Genomic DNA, 20,022 nt, shown 5'->3' on the forward strand with positions numbered 1-20,022 from the left:
GTAGCCACATATACTCCTTAAGCATTCTTTTCTGCAATTAAGTTACGGCCCAATTGCATCATATGGACTTGATCAGGACCATCAGCTAAACGAATAGTACGTGCATAAGCGTACATGGCAGACAATGCATAGTCTTGACTTGTACCCGCTGCACCATGCATTTGAATCGCTTCATCAATAACTTTACATGCCATCTTAGGCGCCACAATCTTAATTGCCGCAATAATATCTCGAGACACTTTATTGCCGTATTTATCCATTTTATCTGCTGCTTTTAGCGTAAGCAGACGCGCTTGTTCAATGTCACAATGCATTTGCGCAATGCTTTCACGTACAGATTGCTGTTTGCTAAGTGGCTTGCCGAAAGCTTCTCGTTGTTCTACCCGCTCGCAGGCTAAATCAAGTGCGCGCTGTGCACAGCCAATTAAACGCATGCAGTGGTGAATGCGACCTGGCCCTAATCGACCCTGTGCGATTTCAAATCCTCGGCCTTCTCCTAACAATAAATTGCTTGCCGGAACGCGAACATTTTCAAACAATACTTCGGCATGGCCTATGGGTTCATCAAAATAACCCATCGCAGCCATTGGACGAACCACGGTTACGCCTTTGGTGTCCATGGGCACTAAAATCTGTGATTGCTGCTGGTGACGAGGGGCATCAAAATCGGTTTTCCCCATTACTACCATGATTTTGCAATTCTCATTCATGGCACCACTGGTATACCATTTACGTCCATTAATAACGTATTCATCACCATCTCGGGTAATTGACGTTTCAATATTGGTTGCATCACTTGAAGCTACAGCAGGCTCTGTCATCGCAAACGCAGAACGAATTTCACCGTGAAGCAGGGGCTCTAACCATTTTTTCTTTTGTTCTTCGTTGCCGTACTTGGCGAGTACTTCCATATTGCCAGTATCTGGCGCACTACAGTTGAAAATTTCTGGACTGAACAACACACGGCCCATTTCTTCACACAAAGGCGCGTATTCAGCATTCGATAAGCCAGCGCCGTAAGGTTTATATTCTTCCGGCAAAAACAGGTTCCACAAACCCGCATCTTTAGCGCGCTGCTTGAGGGTCTGCATCATTTTAGGGGTTTGCCAACGATTTTCGCCGTTTTCAACCTCGTGAATATATTCCTTTTCAATGGGGTACACTTCTTCTTTCATGAAGGCTTTTAATTGGGTTAAAAGCGTCTGTGTTCTTTCATTGTATTCAAAATTCATAACGGTCCTTTTTTGCTAATAGCACTGTCTAGCTGTAGGTCACAGCGTGCAATCTATCCACAACATCTAAATGTGGTACGCTGTTAAAATTGTTTAAATGCACTGATCGCGCGTTGGCGAAGCACTGAGAAAAACTCGCATTTCTAATCTGCAAGTTCATATTAATGACTGTTGCTGAGTCGTAACCGAGTATGTGTTTGAGCATCATTGCGATAGCACCGCCTGAACTCACAACTAATACCCGCTTAGCGTCTGTATTTTGAAGCATGGAAAGCATAGCGGCCACGCGAGCTTCAAATGCTGCCCAGCTTTCATCTAATAGATTATGGTCGAGTTCATCCGCTGCCCATGCCAGCATGGCTTTTCTAAGTAGGCGGTAATACTCGGGACGTGAAGCGCCTTCAGGCACCTTTTGATCTGGGTAACGGTTTAAAAATGCGGTTGCCACTGCTTGGAAATTGAATTCATTTAATTCGCTATTGATAGCGGCTTCGGGAAGAGCGCCCATGCCTTTAGCTATGCCATCTTTTGTTTCTCTGTGACGTACCATGTCCCCCATAAATACATTGTCGAAGGTGATATCACGTTGGCGGAAATAGTCACCTAACCACTCGGCTTGCTGAATACCTAAATCACTAAGTTTGTCATAGTTTGCTGCGCCAAAAGAAGCTTGGCCGTGCCGAACCAGATAGATGTCAGTCATTCTACACTCTGATGTTACCAATATGTTAACCATGGTAAGAAATCTATCAGCATAAGTTTAATTGATATTTTGAATGGGAATACATCATGTTAGGCTATGGAGAATAAAGCCGATTATGTATACAAGTCTTATCTAAAACCGAGTTACGTTAAGTTAAAGCAGATGGATTCCATGTTTATGTTTATCGACGAAAAATCAGTTCAGAACGAGCTTTGTGCGGTAATTTCAAAACAAAAGTGCAAAGCGCAAATTTACTGCTATGTTTCTGGCTGTAGTTAAACGACTTTGTTCGTTTATAGTGAGTTAGACGTTAGGTAAAAAAACAAAAATGAATAAATTGCTGTCCCAACAAAACCAAGATGCATTAATTGTTGTATTAGCTGTAACAGCAGGTTGCACTTCTACACTGGCGAACAGCCAAGAAGCCACGTTAGAGCACATTATCGTTCAGGCGCAGAAGACATCACAAAACCTACAAGAAGTGCCCGTGGCAGTTACCGCACTGTCTGGCGATGACTTAGTTGAAACTGTGGTGAAAGACGTTTTCGACTTACAAAATTATGTGCCTGCCTTTGGCGCCTTTCAAAATCAAAGTGTGACAAATTCAGGTTTTTCCATTCGAGGCATAGGCACATCATCACAAAACTTCGGTTTTGAATCGTCGGTGGGCTTATATGTAGACGGGGTATACCGCTCTCGCCAAAATGCCCTTATTAATGACTTAGTCGATATTGAATCTATTGAAGTATTGCGTGGGCCACAGGGCACCTTGTTTGGTAAAAATACCGCAGCAGGTGCAATGACACTAACCTCTGTAGCGCCAAGCCATACAGAAAGAGATGGTTTTGTAGAAGTACTTGCGGGTAACGATGCATTATTGAGAATAAGTGCAGGCACGTCGTTTTCATTAATTGACGATGTATTAGCTATGCGTGTTTCAGGCTTTAAAACCGATGGCGATGGTTACATTACCGACGCAACGTCGGGGCAAAGCTTAAACAACAAAAACCGTTCTGCCATAAAAGCCCAGTGGCTTTATACCCCTTCTGATGACGTGCGCGTGCGAATTATTGCCGACTACGGCGAATTAAACGAACGTTGCTGCGGCGCGCTTACGTGGCAAAATAATTTTCAGGCAAATGATGTTCCAGGTAAATTTGGCACCGATGCATTGCTATCTCAAGCGCCGTTTAACGCCACTATTTACGGTAAAGACGATTACTACGACTTCAGCACCGCTTTGTCGCAACCTCCCATTTCAAAAATGGAAGATAAAGGGCTTTCCGCTCAAATAGACGTTGCGCTTGATGATCAATGGTCATTGGTGAGTATTTCGGCTTATCGGGCTTTCGACAGTTTGGATATTGTGGATACCGATTTTTCCGATGCCGACTTACTGATGGCAACCAATGATGCTGAACAACAGTCTTTTTCTCAGGAGCTTCGGCTACATTATAAAAGCGACAAGGTTAGAGGATTGGTAGGCGCGTATTATTTTAGCCAAAATTTAAACTTAAGCTTTAATACAACCACCCAATCTGACTTCGCCACCTTTTTTAGTATCGCAAGCGCTGAATTACTCCCTCTTGCCAATGCTATTGATGGATTGAGTGCAGCCACGGGTGGGCTAATTGCGCCCTCTGCCGCACCAGCACCCAGTAATACTGCATTTATGCATACCGCTAATCAAGAACAAGACAGCATTGCCCTTTTTGCTCAAGCCGATTGGTTACTTTCAGACTCCTTTACGCTAACTACCGGTTTGCGATTTACAGATGAGGAAAAGTCGATAGTAGGTAGTTATACCGAACAAGGCCCCGATATAGATGGTCTTGGCAGAAGGCCAAACATAGCTGACACATTAACAGCATTAGATAACATAGGTACCGGGCTAAGCACGAGTGGTGCGATTGACTCAACATTGCTAAATGCTCTTGCGCCATTTCAGCAAGCTGGGTGGGGTTATTTCTTTTTGGGCTCGGCGGCAGTGCTTCCTCGACCCGATCTGAACGAAAGCATAGATGATAGCCAGTTGACTGGTACTGTAAAGCTGGCCTATCACAGCAGTAAAAACCAACTCATTTATGCAAGCTTTGCGACAGGTTACAAAGCCGGAGGTACTAATACTGACAGAATTTCACCGTCGTTAGACGCAACGTTTAACGCCGAAAAAGCCCGCAGTGCTGAGGTAGGATTAAAGCAGGAATGGCCCAATTATGGCCTTCGCGTAAATGTTGCGGCGCATTATTCAACCATTAAAGATTTCCAGGCCACCACTTTTACCGGCACGGGCTTTAACTTGCAAAACGCTGGCGATATTCATGTGAAAGGGCTTGAGCTTGAAACCACCTGGCTAATTAGCGCAAACACAGAATTTCACCTAAATGCCGCTCGCACGCTAGCCAATTTTGACACTTTCAAACAAGGCACATGCTGGGTGGCTTATTCATGGCACACTGGCATTGACGATCCGGGCCGCGCCTCCCCTACCGAGCCTTTTTGTGCTCGCGACGGTGATAGAGTTGGATTTGAACCTCAAAACAGCTTTTCTGCCATGCTAAACCACCACTTTTCAGTGGCGAGTTACAACGCCATGATAAGCGCCGATTATCAATATACTGGCGATGTGTATTTAGATGACTCGAATGACCCGTATAAACAATCGGATTCGTTTAAGATTATAAATGCACGGCTTTCACTGCAACTTGATGAGTGGGACACAGAAGTCATAGTGTGGGCTAGAAACCTTTTTGATGAACAATACATTGCTCGCAGCGGGTTCGACGTTCCTGTGCAAGAAGGCAAAATCATGGCATATCCGGGGGCACCACGAAGCTATGGTGTTTCGGTACGAAAACGTTTTTAATCGAAGGTCATTGCAGCGTTTATAAGTGTGTTTATGAAGGCCACATAGCAAGCCGTTAAATATTAAGTCCTTAAACAGCAAGCCCCCAAATAAAAAGACCTAATGTGAGTTGGGGGCTTATTCTCAATAGGTTATCTATTGCTGCTTAGCTTGTAAAAACTTTAATAGAAGGCGCTTATTTTTTGAAAGCGCTTATTCTTTGAAGCGCTTAGCAAATTCAAAGCGGCAATTTTTGCGCAAGTACGGCATGGCATTGAGCAATAATGGACAAGGCGATACTTTCTGGTAAATCACCACCAATATCAAACCCCGCTGGGCTGGCAAAATATCCACTGAAATCAGTTTCTTTAACCCCAGCAAGTGCGAATATTTCTTCTTTACGGTGAATTGGGCCCAGCATTGCCACGTATTTCAAAGGATGCCGACTCAAGGTAGCCAGTGCTTTGCTGTCAATCTCACGATGGTGAGACATTAATACGGCTGCATCTACGTTATGCGCTGCGCTATGTAAACTTAGCGCTTCAGGATCTGAAGATTCAATAATAAAATTGGCATTCGAAAAGTGCTCTACCCTAGCCTGCGCCGGCCTAGGATCCCACACGCTTACAGACCAGCCTAAATTTACTGCCATAGTAACTACAAACGTTGCATCATACCCTCCCCCTACAATAAGAAGATGTGGCGGCGGCTGACAAGGTACAGTTAGAACACTTTTCCCATTTTGGGTATCAAGTACGGCACAAGTAATCGGCTTGTTTACATTCGACTCACTGCTATCAGAATCTCCCTCAGCGCAAACGCTAACAGCAGAGGAAAGTTCGCCATTAATTTCCTGTATCCATAAACAAGCCTGCCCACTGACCAAATAAGAATAAACCGTGTTTAACTGTAAATATTGATTACTATTGTTAACTGGCAGTAGCGCTAAGTGCACAACGCCACCACAGCCTACGCCTAATTTAAACGCGATGTCTTCTTCATCGTTATCATCATAAACTGCCGTACGATGTTTACCATCTTGCATGACACGCTGAGCTTGCTTGTTTATATCAGATTCAAGGCAACCACCGCTTAACACACCAAGCTGATGGCCCGCATCGCTAAACAGCATTACCGCCCCGGCTTTTCTGTAACACGAGCCTTCTGTTTTATAAATAAGCCCCAGTACCCATTGGTGGGAATCTTTCAGTGGCTGCCACTGGGCCAACAAGTGTACTAACTGATTACTCATAGCACACCTGAGCGTAGCCAGTTAAAAACGCAGCCACTGAAAAATATTTTTCGTTCAATGATTTAACCTTAATTTCTGTAGACACTACCGTGGTTTTTATTGCTGTTCATTTGAAGCTTGGGTTATAAACTGCGCCAGCGTATCTGGGTCTTGAGCGCCGGCTACACCGCTATTGCCAATAACAAAAGTAGGCACGCTTTGGATACCACGTTGCAACCACAAATTTTCATGTTCTCGCACTACATCGGCGTAGGCTTGATTAGCTAGAAGCTCTCGCACTTCATGCTCATCTAGCCCCACAGATACTGCTTCGGTTACTAATACTTCTACATCGTTAACGTTCTTTCTTTCGGTGAAATAAGCGGCAAACAATCTCAGTTTTAACGCTTCTTGCTTACCTTTCTCGTCTGCATAGTGCAGAACTTGATGTGCATTGAACGTATTAGCCATTCGCATACCATCGAAATAATCGAAGGTAAAACCAACTGATGCGCCGGCATCAATAAGCTGTTGTCTGTTTTGATCGCTTTGCGCGGGAGTAAGGCCGTATTTTTCCATAATATGCTCGCGCACATCCTGCCCCTCTTGCGGCATTTGAGGGTTTAGCTCAAACGGATGAAACTGAATAGTGACTTCTATGTCATCTAACTGCGCGATGGCTTTTTGTAGTCGCTCGTAACCAATGATACACCAAGGGCAAACCACGTCTGAGACCATATCTATCGTTAATTTTTTCATTCTACCTCCAGCGCGAAGCCTTTAAATTTTAGTGTGGTATTAACACCTACTGAATTAATAAATGCATTGTAGGGTTGAAATGTCACGCTTCAACTCACTTTGTTACTTTTACCGACCAACCCGTCAACTTCTTCGTTCACTAACTTAATGATAGCGTTAGCCCACAATTGATATCCTGCACTGTGAGGGTGAAAACCATCTTCAGCCATATACTCAAGCGTATTGTTACTGCTGCTATCTTCTTGCGGGTGCAGTGAAAGAGTGAGTACGTTAACCCCTTGATATTTGTTCACCAATTTCACTAATGCGTTATTCAAGTACTTGGCTTTTTGGCCCAGTACCCATCGTAATGGTTGGGGTAACGCTGGAAATTCATGCATAGGAGGAAGTGCAGTAAACACAATAGATTGGCAGTGGTAACTCGTTTGAAGTAGTTCAATAATTTGCACTATATTGCGCCGCCATCGGTACAAGGAGGTAAACCCCGTAACATCGTTAACCCCAATGGAAATAACGGTTAAATCAAAAACCATACTGGTTGAGGTAAGTGGTGAGTCAGTGTGTGAATTAGTGTCCTGCAACATGTTAGCTAACGAAGCACTATTCACTCCGGTTTTGGCTTTTAACCGCCAGTTTACGCAGTAATGTGCAGATAACCCTTCGCATAGCATCCCAGAAAGAGCATCTTGCTGAGTTGATACCCCCACCCCAGCGGCAGCAGAATCACCGGCGATCAGCACAGTTAAAGGTGGTTTTGTATGAGGGCCACTGTATTTTTCGGGCTTACTTATTGTCTGTGGTATCGAATTTATGTCTGGCTCTGGTTCTGCATATACGGATTTAAAATCGCGCTGACATTCACACTGACCTAAACGTTCACCGCTAGGTTCGGGTAATTTGAGTGTTTTTTTCCTTACTATGACCGCTTGCACAAGCAATATTGGAAAAAAGACTATAATGAATATGTTTAGCACTAAAACCTTGAACGAGATCAATAAACACCTTACAAGTTTGCATTACTATAAATTATGAGATGGGGTTTTACGCAAAGGGAAAGATACCTTGCTTGATAGTCTTTCACTACTTTTCACACGCAAACTAAACAGAAGATAACTATGAATTCGCCAATTGAACAAGCTACAACGACTATAACAAAGTATGCACAACAGGCGCCCCGTTACACTTCTTACCCTACGGCGCTGAAGTTTGAAGCAGTGAATGACGATTTACTCGAAAATGCGTCAGAGCATTGTGGTGCTGATACTATTAGCTTGTACATTCATATTCCCTTCTGTGAGAAGCTTTGTTATTACTGCGGCTGCAATAAAATTGTAACCAGACACAACGAAAAGGCCGACCATTACCTTAGCTACATTGAAAAAGAGATGGTAGCGAAAAAGTCGCTTTATAAGCACAAGAAGGTATTAGCCCTGCATTTAGGGGGGGGCTCTCCAAGCTTTCTTTCGGTGTTACAGCACACCTATCTAATGTATTTAATCAGAAAACACTTTTTAATATCTGCCGATGCGGAATTCTCTATTGAGTTAGATCCAAGAAACGTTAACTCTGAATACTTGCAAGGTTTACATGACTTGGGTTACACCCGAGTGAGTTTTGGTGTGCAAGATATTAATGTGGATGTTCAGCAATCTATTAACCGAGTGCAAAGCACAGCCCATATTGCTCAATTAGTATTTGATGCAAAAAACATTGGTTTTTCTTCAGTAAACTTAGACTTAATTTACGGTTTGCCTAAACAAACCATGGAGAAATTTCGCACGACGGTTGTGGCCGTTAAAGCTATGTCTCCCGATAGAATATCGCTTTTCAGTTACGCTCACTTGCCCGATAGATTTGCCTCTCAGCGAAAAATACCTCAAGAAACCCTACCCACACCAGATGAAAAAGCCGCGCTTCATCAGATGGCAGTAGACAGCTTCACGAAAACGGGGTTTGAAATGATTGGGTTAGATCACTTCGCTAAATCTGGCGACGCATTGGCGGTGGCGAAGCACAATCATGTGTTACATCGAAACTTTCAAGGCTATACCACCCATAAAAATAGTGACTTGTTAGGGTTGGGAGTGTCTGCAATAAGCACGATTGGTAATGCTTACGGTCAAAACCCCAAACAACTGCAAGACTATTACAGCCGACTAGACAACGAAACTTCATTAACTGCTAATGGCGTAGCATTAACCCTAGATGACCGCATTCGTCGCGATGTGATCATGTCGCTAATGTGTAATTTATATTTAGATAAGCAGGATATTGAAGAGAAATACGATATTAAGTTTAACGGCTATTTTTGTGTTGAATTAAGCAGCCTTAAATCTTTGGTAGACGACGGTATTATTGAGTTGAGTGAGCGGTACATTAACGTACCGGATAAGTCTCGTATTTATATAAGAGCAATATGCGCACGATTTGATGCTTACCTAAACAAAGACCATCACATATCGCGCTACTCAGCGGCAATTTAACACTGTACTTAAAAAGTGGTGAGCTAACAATCACGGGGCTAGGACTAGATATTTAGACCTAGATATTTAGACCTAGGTTTTAAACATTTTCCTAAGTTTACTGAAGCTTAAACCTAGCCACAACATTTAGCCCAGGCTTCAACTCCAACCTTTCAATAGACAAAGTACTGACTCTGGCATAAAGGGTTTGGCTATCATGCGAAAGCACCACTATTGCAGTCTGCAATTGGGTGGGTGGAAGCGGCTGTCCTAAGTGGGATAAGGTAGAGCCTTGTAGCCCGTCAGGCTGATAAATTTCCATAATCTCACAGGGCAGCGCATTTAAAATACTGCTAGATGGCGTGTTTATCTGTGTATTGGTATCGATACTCACTTCACTGGCAAATACCGCAATTTTCCCCAACTCAGCATTCTGAGTGTCACTTTTATTTACTGTAGAGCTTACGGTGAAGCTTTCTGCAGAGCTTACGGTAGAGCATGCGACAGTGCTTTCGATAGATTTAGCCTGCTTGGGTTTAACGTGCATGGAATTCGCGTAGATGGATTTCGCATACAAGATATTGCCGCTAAAATCTAAACGGGTGAATGGATGAGGGAAGTCATCCGTACTGGGCATTACCTTACCTTCAAGAATTGCACAGGGGTTTTCAAGGGTGCCTTGGCTGGCGATTTGCGCCATAACGTAAGCTACCTCCCCCGCTGCGGTTATAACACCATCGACAATAGCCACTAGCCCATCACAAAATAGCGCTAAATCTTGAACATCGTGAGACACCATAATTAGCTTTATATTTAAACGTTTACAGGTTTCTACTAAAAAGCGAAGAATTTTACTGCGTAAAGCGGCATCCAAGGCACTTAACGACTCATCGAGCATTAACACATCTGGCCCATTTACTAGCGCCCGGGCTAACGCCGCACGCTGAGCTTCGCCGCCGGATAGGCTATCTATCGGTTTGTGCAGTAAATGTTCGCACTCACACCCGGCAAGGGCATGGTCGATAGACAACGCTTTTTCACCTGCATGACGCTGCGCCAGTGCTAAATTGCCTTTTACATCAACATGAGGAAATAACATAGGTTGCTGGAAAACGAGCCCCACCCGCACAGGTTTAGACTTGGCTTTCGACCGGCTATTTGGATTTGCTTGATTATCACCAACCCAATCTACACTCACTTTCGCTTGTGGTTCGAAGCCTGCTAGCGATCGAAGTAAACTACTTTTGCCCGCTCCTGATGGCCCAGTAATACCTATCACTTGCATGGACTCAGGCAATACCGCTTTCGCGTTAATGCGATTGGTTAACGCGACATTGAACTCCACCCATGCCCTCCTTTTCCATTAAAGCGATAAAGCAGTGTTAGCAGCAAAAATGAAAATAAAAGCAGGCCCAACGACAGTGCGTGAGCACTTTCATACTCTAAGGCTTCAACATGTTCATACAACGCAATTGAGAGCACTTGGGTTTCGCCTGGAATATTCCCCCCAATCATTAGCACCACACCAAACTCACCTATGGTATGGGCAAAGCTAAGACCGAATGCCACTATAAACGGGGCTTTGCACAAAGGCAGAATAATTCTAAAAAAGGTTTCTATTTTACTAAACCCTAATGAATGGGCCACTTCAACATAGCGCTTATCTAGCTGAGTGAAGCCGCTATACAAGGGTTGTAACGCAAAGGGTAACGAATATATGAATGAACCTACCACTAAGCCTTCAAAACTAAATGCAAGTTGATGCCCCGTTAACCATTGCCAGCCCTGGCCTACTGGGTTTTGGGGCGAGAAAGCCACTAGCAAGTAAAACCCTAGTACCGTAGGTGGTAGCACTAATGGCAAGGCAAGCACTGACATGAAAACGGGTTTCAATTTGTGTTGCCAATTCGCCAGCTTCCAGGCCAATGGGGTAACTAACAGTATCAACAGTATGCTGGTCAGAAGTGCTAACTTTAGGGTTAAACCAACGGCGGCAAAAGCGCTGTTCTCTAGCATTTAGTGTAAGCCTCTAACTACGCTGGATTGGGCACTGGTTTGGGTACTGGTTTGAACATTGCTTTGGGCACTTGTTTGAGCCTTGCTCTGGATACTGCTTTGAACACTGCCATGGACAGCCGCAATTACACTCTCGCTTTCCCGTTTACTTCCAATGCTATATTTATCTGCTTTTGCAATTCCCTGCTCATGGTTATTTGCACTCACATCAGCGTGGAGTGAATCATCAACGGGCTGATACCCCCAAAGAGGTAAACTTGTTTGTACTGCTGATGATAATAAATAATCTGCAAAAGCCGTAGCTGCTGCTTTTCTATCTAGCGCGGCAGTCACTGCGAGGCTTTGTAAAATGGGTTGATGCAAATTATCAGGAATAAGTACTACGGCCTTGCTATTTTTTTGTAAGTGAGTGGTTGGTGAGCGAGTAATTGGCGCGCTAGGCTCGCTGTTTAGTTCACTATTTAGCTCTCTATTTAGCTCTCTATCTAGTTCTGGATTCACCGTAAGCGAGTATGCTACCAAGGCATAATCGGCGTTTCCTGTGGTAAAAAACTGATATGTTTGCAGCACGTTTTTGCCCATTACTAAATGGGGGGCAACGTTATTCCACTGTTCAGTATTAGTAAGGTATTGTTTGGCGGCTTCGCCGTAGGGAGCAAGCTTAGGGTTAGCAATAGCCAGCTTTTTGCCTGCTAGAGAATCAGCCGAAAAGTATGGGGTTAAAGCCTTACTAGTAGAAGATACAAAAGCTAACCTACCTTTAGCGTAAGTATGTACATCTTCAGCGCTAACACGCCCCGCCTGTATTAAGGCATTGGGCCTTGCTGTATCGGCAGATAAAAACACATCGAACTGTGCCCCGTGAGTTAATTGGGCAAACAAGGTTCCGCTGGACGATACGGCAACGCTTACTTCTTGCCCACTTCGTACATAATACTCTTTGGCGATTTCTCGCAGAGGTTTGGCAAAATTCGCAGCCACTGCCACCTGTAAGGGTGAGGTTAGCAAAGGCACAGCTTCGCTGTTAGAAACAGGCTGTTTATTAGGGTCGAAAACGCTCTTCGATTCCGCTACGTTGCAGAAAAGCCATAGGCTAAGAAAACATAAAACATGCACCATGAGTATGCCATTGCGACCTAATAATTTTCCCGCGTTTTTACCTATATAAGTGATGGCATGAGCAATAGAATGTGGGCTTGTATGAGAATTTGTAGGTACGTTCACACGAGTGCTGGTATAAGCGCTGGTGCAAGCGCTGGTACAAGCGCGTTTATAATCGCTTGTACCAATGACTGAGTGATTAATTTCGGGTCTGCTGGCTTTCTCTGAGGCTTGCTCCCGCAATCTGTTAAAAGCGAACATTGAAAAGGTCGGCAAGATTGAGCAAACAGCCATTCTTATATTTTCTCTCTTATTTTTCACGTAGCCATGCCATTGCAGCTTTGTCGTCTGAGGCTTTTACGTCTACCCAGCGTGAATCATCTCGCGTAAATTCTTTTTTCCATAAGGGTACAGATTGCTTAAGCATATCCATCAAGAAATTCGCAGCTTCAAAAGCAGCGGCGCGATGCGGTGCAGCAGCACCCACCCATACTATTTGCTCGTCGTTATACAATCGGCCTACACGATGCACCGCGCCTGCCGAAGTCAGCGAAAACCGAGTGATGGCTTGTTGCACTAAGTCGGTTAAGGCTTGCTCTGTCATGCCGGGGTAATGCTCAAGCTCAATGCCTAAAATATTGCCATCGACATTGTTGTCGCGCACTAAACCAGTAAAGGTGACAATAGCGCCTACGTTGCCTTTGGCTTTTTGGCTAGATTCTTGGCGCAAGCGATTGTATAACCATTGTTGATCGAAGTCGGCGTCGCCAATTAGTGCAAACATAGCTACCCCCCTGTTACTGGTGGGAAAAAGGCAAGTTCGTCGCCAGATTCCACGTGTGTATTCACATCGCACAATTGTTGGTTTCGCGCCATTAGTACACTGCTATTATTTCCGGCGTCGGTTTCGGCGCTTTTGCCGACTATTTTACTTCCGTTCTCGCTGCCATTCTCGTGCCCTTCCTCACTAGTATTCTCGCTATCAGCATTGGCACCAAGGGCTTGCGCCCATTTGTCACTTCGACTTTTTAGCAAAGTAATAACATCTCCCATAGTGACGATGTTATCAGGCAGCGTTAAGGTAAAGCTGCCCTCTTGGGTAATTTCACGTAATTGCGCAAAGGTTTTCACGGTTACATTCATGTTATTTCCTATGAAGGTAAATTACTCACCTAATGTTTACTTGTTATTGTTATCAGCCAGTTCAGTGGTATTAGCAGCTTCATTGCTTTGCCAATGCCCTGTTTTGCCACCTTTTTTATCAAGCACCTGAATACCCTCTAAACGCATACCCGGATCGATAGCTTTACACATATCAAACAAGGTAAGCAGCGCTACGTTCACGCCAGTAAGGGCTTCCATTTCAACACCTGTTTTTCCACTTAGCTTACAAAAACAGGTGGTTTTAATACGATTATTTTCGGGCTCTATGACAAAGTTTACATCGACTTTTGAAAGCGCTAGAGGATGGCACAGAGGAATGAGATCGGCACAGCGTTTCGCCCCTTGAATACCTGCAATGCGCGCAACGGCAAATACATCGCCCTTAGCAATAGTAGCATTGCTTATTTGGCTGATAACCTCTGGGCTAGTATATAAATAGCCTTGAGCGGTGGCTTCTCTGACGGTTACGGCTTTATCACTAACATCCACCATGTTAGCTTCACCGCCCGCGTTTAAATGACTAAATGTGGCCATTACGACACCAAGTGTTTAACGAAATTACAAGGTTTAAAATCGACATCTAACTGACTAGCAATAATTTTTTCCCATCCAGTTTTACATGCCCCAGTAGAGCCTGGTAAGCAAAAAATCACTGTGTTATTGGCAAAGCCCGCGATAGCGCGAGACTGAATGGTAGAAGTGCCAATTTCTTCATAGCTTACCTGACGGAACAATTCGCCAAAGCCATCTACCTGTTTATCGAACAACACACTAATCGCTTCTGGCGTAGAATCTCTGTGGGTGAAGCCCGTGCCACCGGTAACTAACACACCCTGGATGTCGGGGTTTGCAATCCACGCCGATACTATAGCGCGCTGCTGATAGATATCGTCTTTTACTAAGGCTCTGTCACCTAAGTTATGCCCCGCAGTTTCTAATGCGCCAGTTAAATAATCCCCTGACTTATCGTTTTCAAGTGTACGAGTATCAGAAATGGTAAGCACCGCCAAGTTAAGCGGCTGACTAACTACAGACATAAGAAATCCTAAATTGATATGCGACATTTATTCAGGCTTTGATAAAGTACGCCTAATTAATACAACTTGTTACGTTCAGCTTACCACATTGATAGAAATGGCAACATATACAGCAACCGCGTTGCACCGAGTTTTTAGTCAAACCTAGCCGTTCTATACAGCCACGCAGAATTTTTATAATACTGCTCGGCGCCTGCAAAATACTGGGGATAAAATATTGAAGCTGTTATTTATAAAGGGTTGCCGTATATGTTGTCGTAAAAATCGATAAACAGCCTTTAACGGTACGTAACACGAAAACACTAATCATTTATGAGGGTAAAAGTATTGGAGTTAATAGCTTGCATGCCAATTGGCAAGGTAAAAAGATGCTTTTCAATGCTAACGTTTACTCGCCAATTGACCGCTTACACTAAGGTTTGTTATTAAATGAAAGCGCCACTGACAACAAAGCAGGTAATGCGATACAACCGACAAATTGTGCTGCCTCAAATTGATATTGACGGGCAGGAATTGTTGGCATCGTCTCGTGTTTTAATTATTGGTGTAGGTGGTTTAGGTAATGCAGCGGCCACAAGTTTATGTGGCAGTGGCGTAGGCAAAATTACGCTAGTGGACGAAGATATTGTTGAGCATACCAACCTTCCCCGCCAAACCTTGTTCGATGAAACCCAAGTTGGCCACTCTAAAGTAGCGGCGGCAAAAGCTAGGTTATCGCAACTGAATAGCGACTGCGTAACTGTAGGTATTGAAGCGAGCTTGCAATCAGATAATTCGCAGCTAGCAGATACACACAGCGCAGAGATAAACAACGACGAACTGATTAGCGAGCACGATATTGTGCTTGATTGTACCGACAATACCCAAAGCCGCGACCTCATAAATCGCTTGTGTTATAAACACGGTGTTCCTTTAATTTCCGGCGCAGCCATTCGCTTCGAGGGGCAACTGTTTGTAGCCAAACCCGGTGAAAGCCAGTGCTATGCGTGTTTACGCAGGTTATTCAGCGCCCCCGAACTAAGCTGTACAGAAGCAGGGATTTTTTCGCCCGTGGTTAATATTGTAGGCACCTACCAAGCCTTGCTTGCTATGCAGGTATTGATGGGAGTAGGTTCAGTGCCGCTAAATACCTTGTTAACCTTCGACGGCTTGCAACATGAATGGCAACAATGGTCATTACCTAATACTATGCAGTGTGATGTTTGCGGTGAGCAAAATAAAGATACCAACAATACCGACGGCTAGCGCACGACAGCAATCATAGGTATTAGCACGAGTGCTAACATAAGCGCTTAGATGAGCACTTGCGAGACCACCAGCAACAAACAACGACATGAATAACAACGAACTAAAAAGAGAGAGTTATGACAACTAAGGTTGTTAAACAGCATATTGTCGTGGCGCAAAACGCCTCTGGCAGAAACATGAATGTGCCAATATACAGAATGAAAGGCGCAAGACCAGGCCCCACCGTATATATTCAAAGCTCGATACACGGCGCCGAAGTGCAAGGCAACGTGGTGATTTACCATCTTATCCAACGCTTAAAAGACATGGATATTTGCGGTGAGGTTATCTTAGTGCCTAATTGCAACCCTGTTGGCACCAACATAAAAGCTGGTGAGTACACTATGGGCCGCTTCGACCCAGTAAACGGTACTAATTGGAACCGAGGCTATCATTTCGACAAAGATAGCGTAGAGCAATTTGCTAAAACCGTTACGCCAGAAGAGTCGGTACCAGGCATAAAGCAGCGCTTTAGAGCCTTTTTATCAAGTGCTATTGATACCAAACTGGCCACCCCTTGGGGTTTAGGTTTGGCACAGCAGCTTAACTTAAAGCTACAGCAATTAGCGGTGAACGCTGACTTTGTGCTGGATTTACATAATGGGCCTGTTTCCACACGGCATATTTATGTGCCTGAGTATGCGAAGCTCAGCGCTAGCCTATTCAACATACCACATTGTATTTTTATCCCAAATGTTTTCGCTGGCGCATTAGATGAAGCGACGTTTTGCCCATGGTGGACACTACAAGAAAACATTGACGCAAACCTACAGCGAACTATTCAATTTAATGTAGAAGCGTTCACCCTTGAAATGGGCAGCCAAGAGGTGATTAACTTCACCGAAGGCGATGTAGATGCGCTTAGTATACTCAGTTACTTAAATGCAAAGGGCTCACTACACAATTGCAATATTAAACCCAGTGATATGACTCGGTTAGGAGTTATGCTGAAAGACTATAAGACCTTATTTACTGACTGGGGCGGCATGGTGGAATACATAGCAAAACCGGGGGAGAGTATTGAGGCTGGTGAACCACTGGCTAAGATTCTAAACATTGATGAGCTTGATAACGACAAGGGTAGCCGCTTGCTAAACGCCCCATGCGATTTAATACCCATATTGCACTTTCCGTCGGCATCAGTGCTAAGCGGAACACAGCTCTATAAAGTATTTACCAACTACGAAACGCTCACCTGGCCAAGGTGAGCGGTGTGGTGCTAGTGCTCAAATGCGCCTTGTTGCAAAAAGTGTATAGTTTGATTTGCCACTTCTTCGCTATATCGCATTTGAGAATGACCAACCTCGATGGTAATAAAATCACTCATGCCTTCGAGTTTGGTAGATTCTACCGATACTAGACCATCGTTTGGCCCCTTGAACTTGTTTCTAGTTAAGCCCAGTGGCTTAGTACCAGCAATAACACCTATATTGAAATCTATCGCATCAAGGTTATTGCCCAAGCTTCTGCTACCCGTTACTAGCGCACGACTAACTCCCCCGCCTAGGTTCATTAGCCACGAGTCACTATAATAATCGGCCAGTTCACTGCCTTTGTTTGGTGTGCCTATTAGCACTACCTCACCTACGTTTACTGATTCTAATTCATCTTCGTTGTTTTGTAGGTATGCCCTAATGACTAAACCGCCAAGAGAGTGCCCGACAAAATGTACTTTAGGGGCATTTTGTAGGCAAGTATCGATTTGACGGGTAGTTTCATCTAGTAACGAAGCAACACTAACGCCTATCGTCGCGTAATCTAATAGACATACCTTATAGTTGGCGTGTTCTATTCGGTGGGCAAAAAGCCACATCGCCCAATCGCTTCGCCCTAGCCCATGCGCAAGTACTACAATTTCATCATCTGCTTGGTATTTGGGCGAACTTACTTTAGCGGTGGCACACCCAGCCGTATGAGACAGCATGAGTAATAAAACCATCGATGCAATTATGCGAAACATTTTGCTACCTAAATTTGTACGCACCTAACCGAAAACATATAGCTCTTTTTTAGCTTAGCGCGGCGTATCTCTCCTTTATGGGAGTTCCACCAAGAATAAGCCAATGTTCTAGCAAAAGCCTCTTTGTCAGTAGCGTTAGTACTTGTCCAAAATTCAGTGTACGCCCCTTGAGTAAGATACCAATTACCCAATTTCACACCAGCCGGCGTGGCAAAAAATTTGTACTGATTCACCTTCGACTGATCAAAACGCTTAAACAGTGTATTTGGCTGCTCAGCTTTAAGGGTAATAGCAATATCGTTTTCGCCCCTCCACCCTTCTTTATCAAGCTCTGATTCAGCAATGCCTATCGCACTTTCAAGGGTTTTCCAATCGTCGTCAGACGCGACCCGCCAACCAGAAGGACAAATATTGCGTTCATCAGTAACATCATTCCAATCATACAGCCTTCCGTATTTTGGAAGGTTATTCTCATCATCATCTGGTATAAATCCCGTACTGACTGGCGCGCCATTCTGAAATTTGGTCGACCTTAAATTCTCAGCCAACCAAACCCGATCGCCTATCTTCACTGTACGATAAATATTTCCTTCATTATCTTCTACAGCGCCTTGAACTGTTAGCTGAGTATCGTCCAATGCACTACTAACGCTAGCTGATGAATTCATTGCAATTAACATACTGACACCCATACCAAAAATTATCTTTTTCATCTTATTGCTCAAACACAAAGGGTTTTACTCGTTAAGTTAAAGCGGCCAATCTATTGATGTTTCTTTTTCAGAAAGTGCCCACAATCGAGTTAGTGTCTCTTTGTCCAAAACAAATGACTGAAGTTCGCCTTCACCTACCGGACCTCCAAAATTCATAAGCCCCGTAGGCCCGTAGTATGCCCGCTCTTTTAAGTTAGTTTCAGTGGCGCACATCACTTCCGGATAAGCGCCCTTTTCAGCAGTTTGGGCAAGCCCAATCTTAACCATGAAGGACCAAGAAATACGGGTTAAAAAGCTAGCACTTTCTCTGATTAAAGATGTGTTCGATGCACCAGGGTGACAAACATATACCTTTACACTTTTGCCAGCTGCCTTGATTTTGTCTTGTAATTCATAGGCGAACATCATCTGGGCTAATTTACTATGGCTATAAACTTTATTAGCATTATAGTTTTTATCCCAATTCATATCGTCGAACTGAATTTTTCTTAGCCCCATTTTATGACCTTCACTAGACACAACGACTATTCTGCCTTCTGACGCATTAATTCTTTCAAAAAGTAATCCGCACAGTAAGAAATGACCATAGTGATTTACACCAAGCTGGCTTTCGAACCCATCAACCGTAAGCTCTTGGTTAGCAATTTGTGCAATAGCACCATTACACATTAAGGCATCGATGTTAGGTACTTTTTCTAACACCTCTTCTGCTGCGTGTCTTACTGACGCAAGATTCGCGAGATCCATTTGAATATAGCTAACGTGGGCAGTATCACCAAATTCACTTTCAAGCTCAGCAATAGCAGCTTCTGATTTACTTGGATTGCGATTTAGCATCACCACACTTGCACCCTTTGAAAGCAAAATGCGACTTGCCTGAAAACCCGCACCCGTATTAGCGCCAGTAATAACGAAAGTTTTGCCAGTAAGTGAGCCTAAACGTTCAGGAGTCCAGCCTTCAGGACCAAATTGAGTATCAGTAGACATAAATTACCTTCAATGATTGCTGACTTAGTAATAGCTTAGAAGCGTGATTACTTAATCGGGATTTAAATTGCACTATGTAGTGCATTATAATGTCTGCCATGATGATTTAGCAGGCGAGATAATCGCTAAATATTGCCTATTTGTATCGAAGTGATGATTTTCAGGATTAAAACGTTTTTTTGAAATGGCTTGAGTCGGGAAAATATATAGCCTTAGCGAGAGTTTGGGTAAAAAACCGACTCTTAAAATACTGTTTTTTTATACAGACCTTAATTCAATTGCATCTTCTTGATTTATTACGGTATTTTTCCGTATTTCTGCAACTACGATTTTAAGATCAGTAAATACAGCTTGCTAATCAGTTGGTTGAAAAATAAACTGCCCTATAAATTAATGAAATATGGAATTTTTCCTCGCTACATAGCGGATTTTTTCCATACACTAAATTGTTAGGTGCCGATGAGTAAACACACACAAAAGTGCAATTCTTGTGGTCAAGAATCCACAGGAGAGCTTTATCATTTG

The 20,022-nt window shown here is 43.8% G+C and carries 19 protein-coding genes; 4 read left to right on the forward strand and 15 right to left on the reverse strand.

The features are described from left to right. Positions 1–17: 17 nt before the first annotated feature. Together Q4561_RS19210 and Q4561_RS19215 are read right to left on the reverse strand one after the other, a co-directional pair. Positions 18–1,232 carry an acyl-CoA dehydrogenase family protein gene (locus tag Q4561_RS19210; RefSeq protein WP_303462868.1) on the reverse strand — a complete coding sequence of 405 codons (1,215 nt, stop codon included), beginning with the start codon at positions 1,230–1,232 and terminating at the stop codon, positions 18–20. A 28-nt stretch (positions 1,233–1,260) separates the two neighbouring features. Then, complete coding sequence (locus Q4561_RS19215; RefSeq protein WP_303462869.1) at positions 1,261–1,935, reverse strand: histidine phosphatase family protein; 675 nt, start codon at positions 1,933–1,935, stop codon at positions 1,261–1,263. A 328-nt stretch (positions 1,936–2,263) separates the two neighbouring features. Here Q4561_RS19215 and Q4561_RS19220 point away from each other — a divergent pair, with 328 nt between their 5' ends. Next, the gene (locus Q4561_RS19220) at positions 2,264–4,801 is read left to right on the forward strand and encodes a TonB-dependent receptor (RefSeq protein ID WP_303462870.1); all 2,538 of its coding nucleotides are present in this window, start codon (positions 2,264–2,266) and stop codon (positions 4,799–4,801) included. Positions 4,802–5,018: 217 nt separating this feature from the next. Here Q4561_RS19220 and Q4561_RS19225 read toward each other — a convergent pair whose 3' ends face one another. The 3 genes from Q4561_RS19225 to Q4561_RS19235 form a co-directional block, all read right to left on the reverse strand. Next, on the reverse strand, positions 5,019–6,032 hold the full coding sequence (locus Q4561_RS19225; RefSeq protein WP_303462871.1) for an XdhC family protein: 1,014 nt from the start codon (positions 6,030–6,032) through the stop codon (positions 5,019–5,021). A gap of 96 nt (positions 6,033–6,128) precedes the next feature. Further along, on the reverse strand, positions 6,129–6,770 hold the full coding sequence (locus Q4561_RS19230) for a DsbA family oxidoreductase (RefSeq protein WP_303462872.1): 642 nt from the start codon (positions 6,768–6,770) through the stop codon (positions 6,129–6,131). A gap of 89 nt (positions 6,771–6,859) precedes the next feature. After that, positions 6,860–7,510 carry an SGNH/GDSL hydrolase family protein gene (locus Q4561_RS19235; RefSeq protein ID WP_303462873.1) on the reverse strand — a complete coding sequence of 217 codons (651 nt, stop codon included), beginning with the start codon at positions 7,508–7,510 and terminating at the stop codon, positions 6,860–6,862. Between the two features lie 375 nt (positions 7,511–7,885). On the opposite strand from Q4561_RS19235, the gene hemN reads away from it, so the two are divergent. Continuing rightward, on the forward strand, positions 7,886–9,253 hold the full coding sequence (gene hemN, locus Q4561_RS19240; RefSeq protein WP_303462874.1) for an oxygen-independent coproporphyrinogen III oxidase: 1,368 nt from the start codon (positions 7,886–7,888) through the stop codon (positions 9,251–9,253). A 97-nt stretch (positions 9,254–9,350) separates the two neighbouring features. Here hemN and Q4561_RS19245 read toward each other — a convergent pair whose 3' ends face one another. Genes Q4561_RS19245 through moaB form a run of 7 tightly spaced genes read right to left on the reverse strand, consistent with a single transcriptional unit; the run spans position 9,351 to position 14,550 of the window. Beyond that, positions 9,351–10,577 (reverse strand): ATP-binding cassette domain-containing protein, encoded by a 1,227-nt coding sequence (locus Q4561_RS19245; protein WP_303462875.1) that lies wholly within the window; start codon positions 10,575–10,577, stop codon positions 9,351–9,353. Continuing rightward, positions 10,556–11,248, reverse strand: a complete 693-nt coding sequence (gene modB, locus Q4561_RS19250; RefSeq protein WP_303462876.1) for a molybdate ABC transporter permease subunit — start codon at positions 11,246–11,248, stop codon at positions 10,556–10,558. The genes Q4561_RS19245 and modB overlap by 22 nt, the downstream gene beginning before the upstream one ends. Then, a complete protein-coding gene (gene modA, locus Q4561_RS19255) occupies positions 11,249–12,610 on the reverse strand; it encodes a molybdate ABC transporter substrate-binding protein (protein ID WP_303462877.1) in 1,362 nt (453 codons plus the stop codon). It abuts the gene before it with no gap. Between the two features lie 49 nt (positions 12,611–12,659). Next, positions 12,660–13,133: a molybdenum cofactor biosynthesis protein MoaE gene (locus Q4561_RS19260; RefSeq protein WP_303462878.1), complete on the reverse strand. Its 474-nt coding sequence runs from the start codon at positions 13,131–13,133 to the stop codon at positions 12,660–12,662. Positions 13,134–13,135: 2 nt separating this feature from the next. Then, the gene (locus Q4561_RS19265; RefSeq protein WP_303462879.1) at positions 13,136–13,492 is read right to left on the reverse strand and encodes a MoaD/ThiS family protein; all 357 of its coding nucleotides are present in this window, start codon (positions 13,490–13,492) and stop codon (positions 13,136–13,138) included. Positions 13,493–13,528: 36 nt separating this feature from the next. After that, complete coding sequence (moaC, locus tag Q4561_RS19270) at positions 13,529–14,047, reverse strand: cyclic pyranopterin monophosphate synthase MoaC (RefSeq protein ID WP_303462880.1); 519 nt, start codon at positions 14,045–14,047, stop codon at positions 13,529–13,531. Continuing rightward, entirely contained in the window at positions 14,047–14,550 is a 504-nt protein-coding gene (gene moaB / locus Q4561_RS19275; protein WP_303462882.1) for a molybdenum cofactor biosynthesis protein B, read from the reverse strand. The genes moaC and moaB overlap by 1 nt, the downstream gene beginning before the upstream one ends. Before the next feature lie 429 nt (positions 14,551–14,979). On the opposite strand from moaB, the gene Q4561_RS19280 reads away from it, so the two are divergent. After that, entirely contained in the window at positions 14,980–15,795 is an 816-nt protein-coding gene (locus tag Q4561_RS19280) for a ThiF family adenylyltransferase (RefSeq protein WP_303462883.1), read from the forward strand. A 119-nt stretch (positions 15,796–15,914) separates the two neighbouring features. Then, on the forward strand, positions 15,915–17,045 hold the full coding sequence (locus Q4561_RS19285; RefSeq protein WP_303462884.1) for a succinylglutamate desuccinylase/aspartoacylase family protein: 1,131 nt from the start codon (positions 15,915–15,917) through the stop codon (positions 17,043–17,045). An 11-nt stretch (positions 17,046–17,056) separates the two neighbouring features. Here Q4561_RS19285 and Q4561_RS19290 read toward each other — a convergent pair whose 3' ends face one another. The 3 genes from Q4561_RS19290 to Q4561_RS19300 are packed head-to-tail and all read right to left on the reverse strand — an operon-like array spanning position 17,057 to position 19,497. Then, positions 17,057–17,797: an alpha/beta fold hydrolase gene (locus Q4561_RS19290; protein ID WP_303462885.1), complete on the reverse strand. Its 741-nt coding sequence runs from the start codon at positions 17,795–17,797 to the stop codon at positions 17,057–17,059. Positions 17,798–17,805: 8 nt separating this feature from the next. Continuing rightward, positions 17,806–18,510 carry a fibrobacter succinogenes major paralogous domain-containing protein gene (locus Q4561_RS19295; protein ID WP_303462886.1) on the reverse strand — a complete coding sequence of 235 codons (705 nt, stop codon included), beginning with the start codon at positions 18,508–18,510 and terminating at the stop codon, positions 17,806–17,808. 36 nt (positions 18,511–18,546) lie between these two features. Then, positions 18,547–19,497, reverse strand: coding sequence for an SDR family oxidoreductase (locus tag Q4561_RS19300; RefSeq protein ID WP_303462887.1), 951 nt, complete (start codon positions 19,495–19,497; stop codon positions 18,547–18,549). Between the last annotated feature and the right edge of the window lie 525 nt (positions 19,498–20,022).

This window comes from Alteromonas sp. 1_MG-2023, from assembly GCF_030547075.1.
Classification (GTDB): Bacteria; Pseudomonadota; Gammaproteobacteria; order Enterobacterales; family Alteromonadaceae; genus Alteromonas.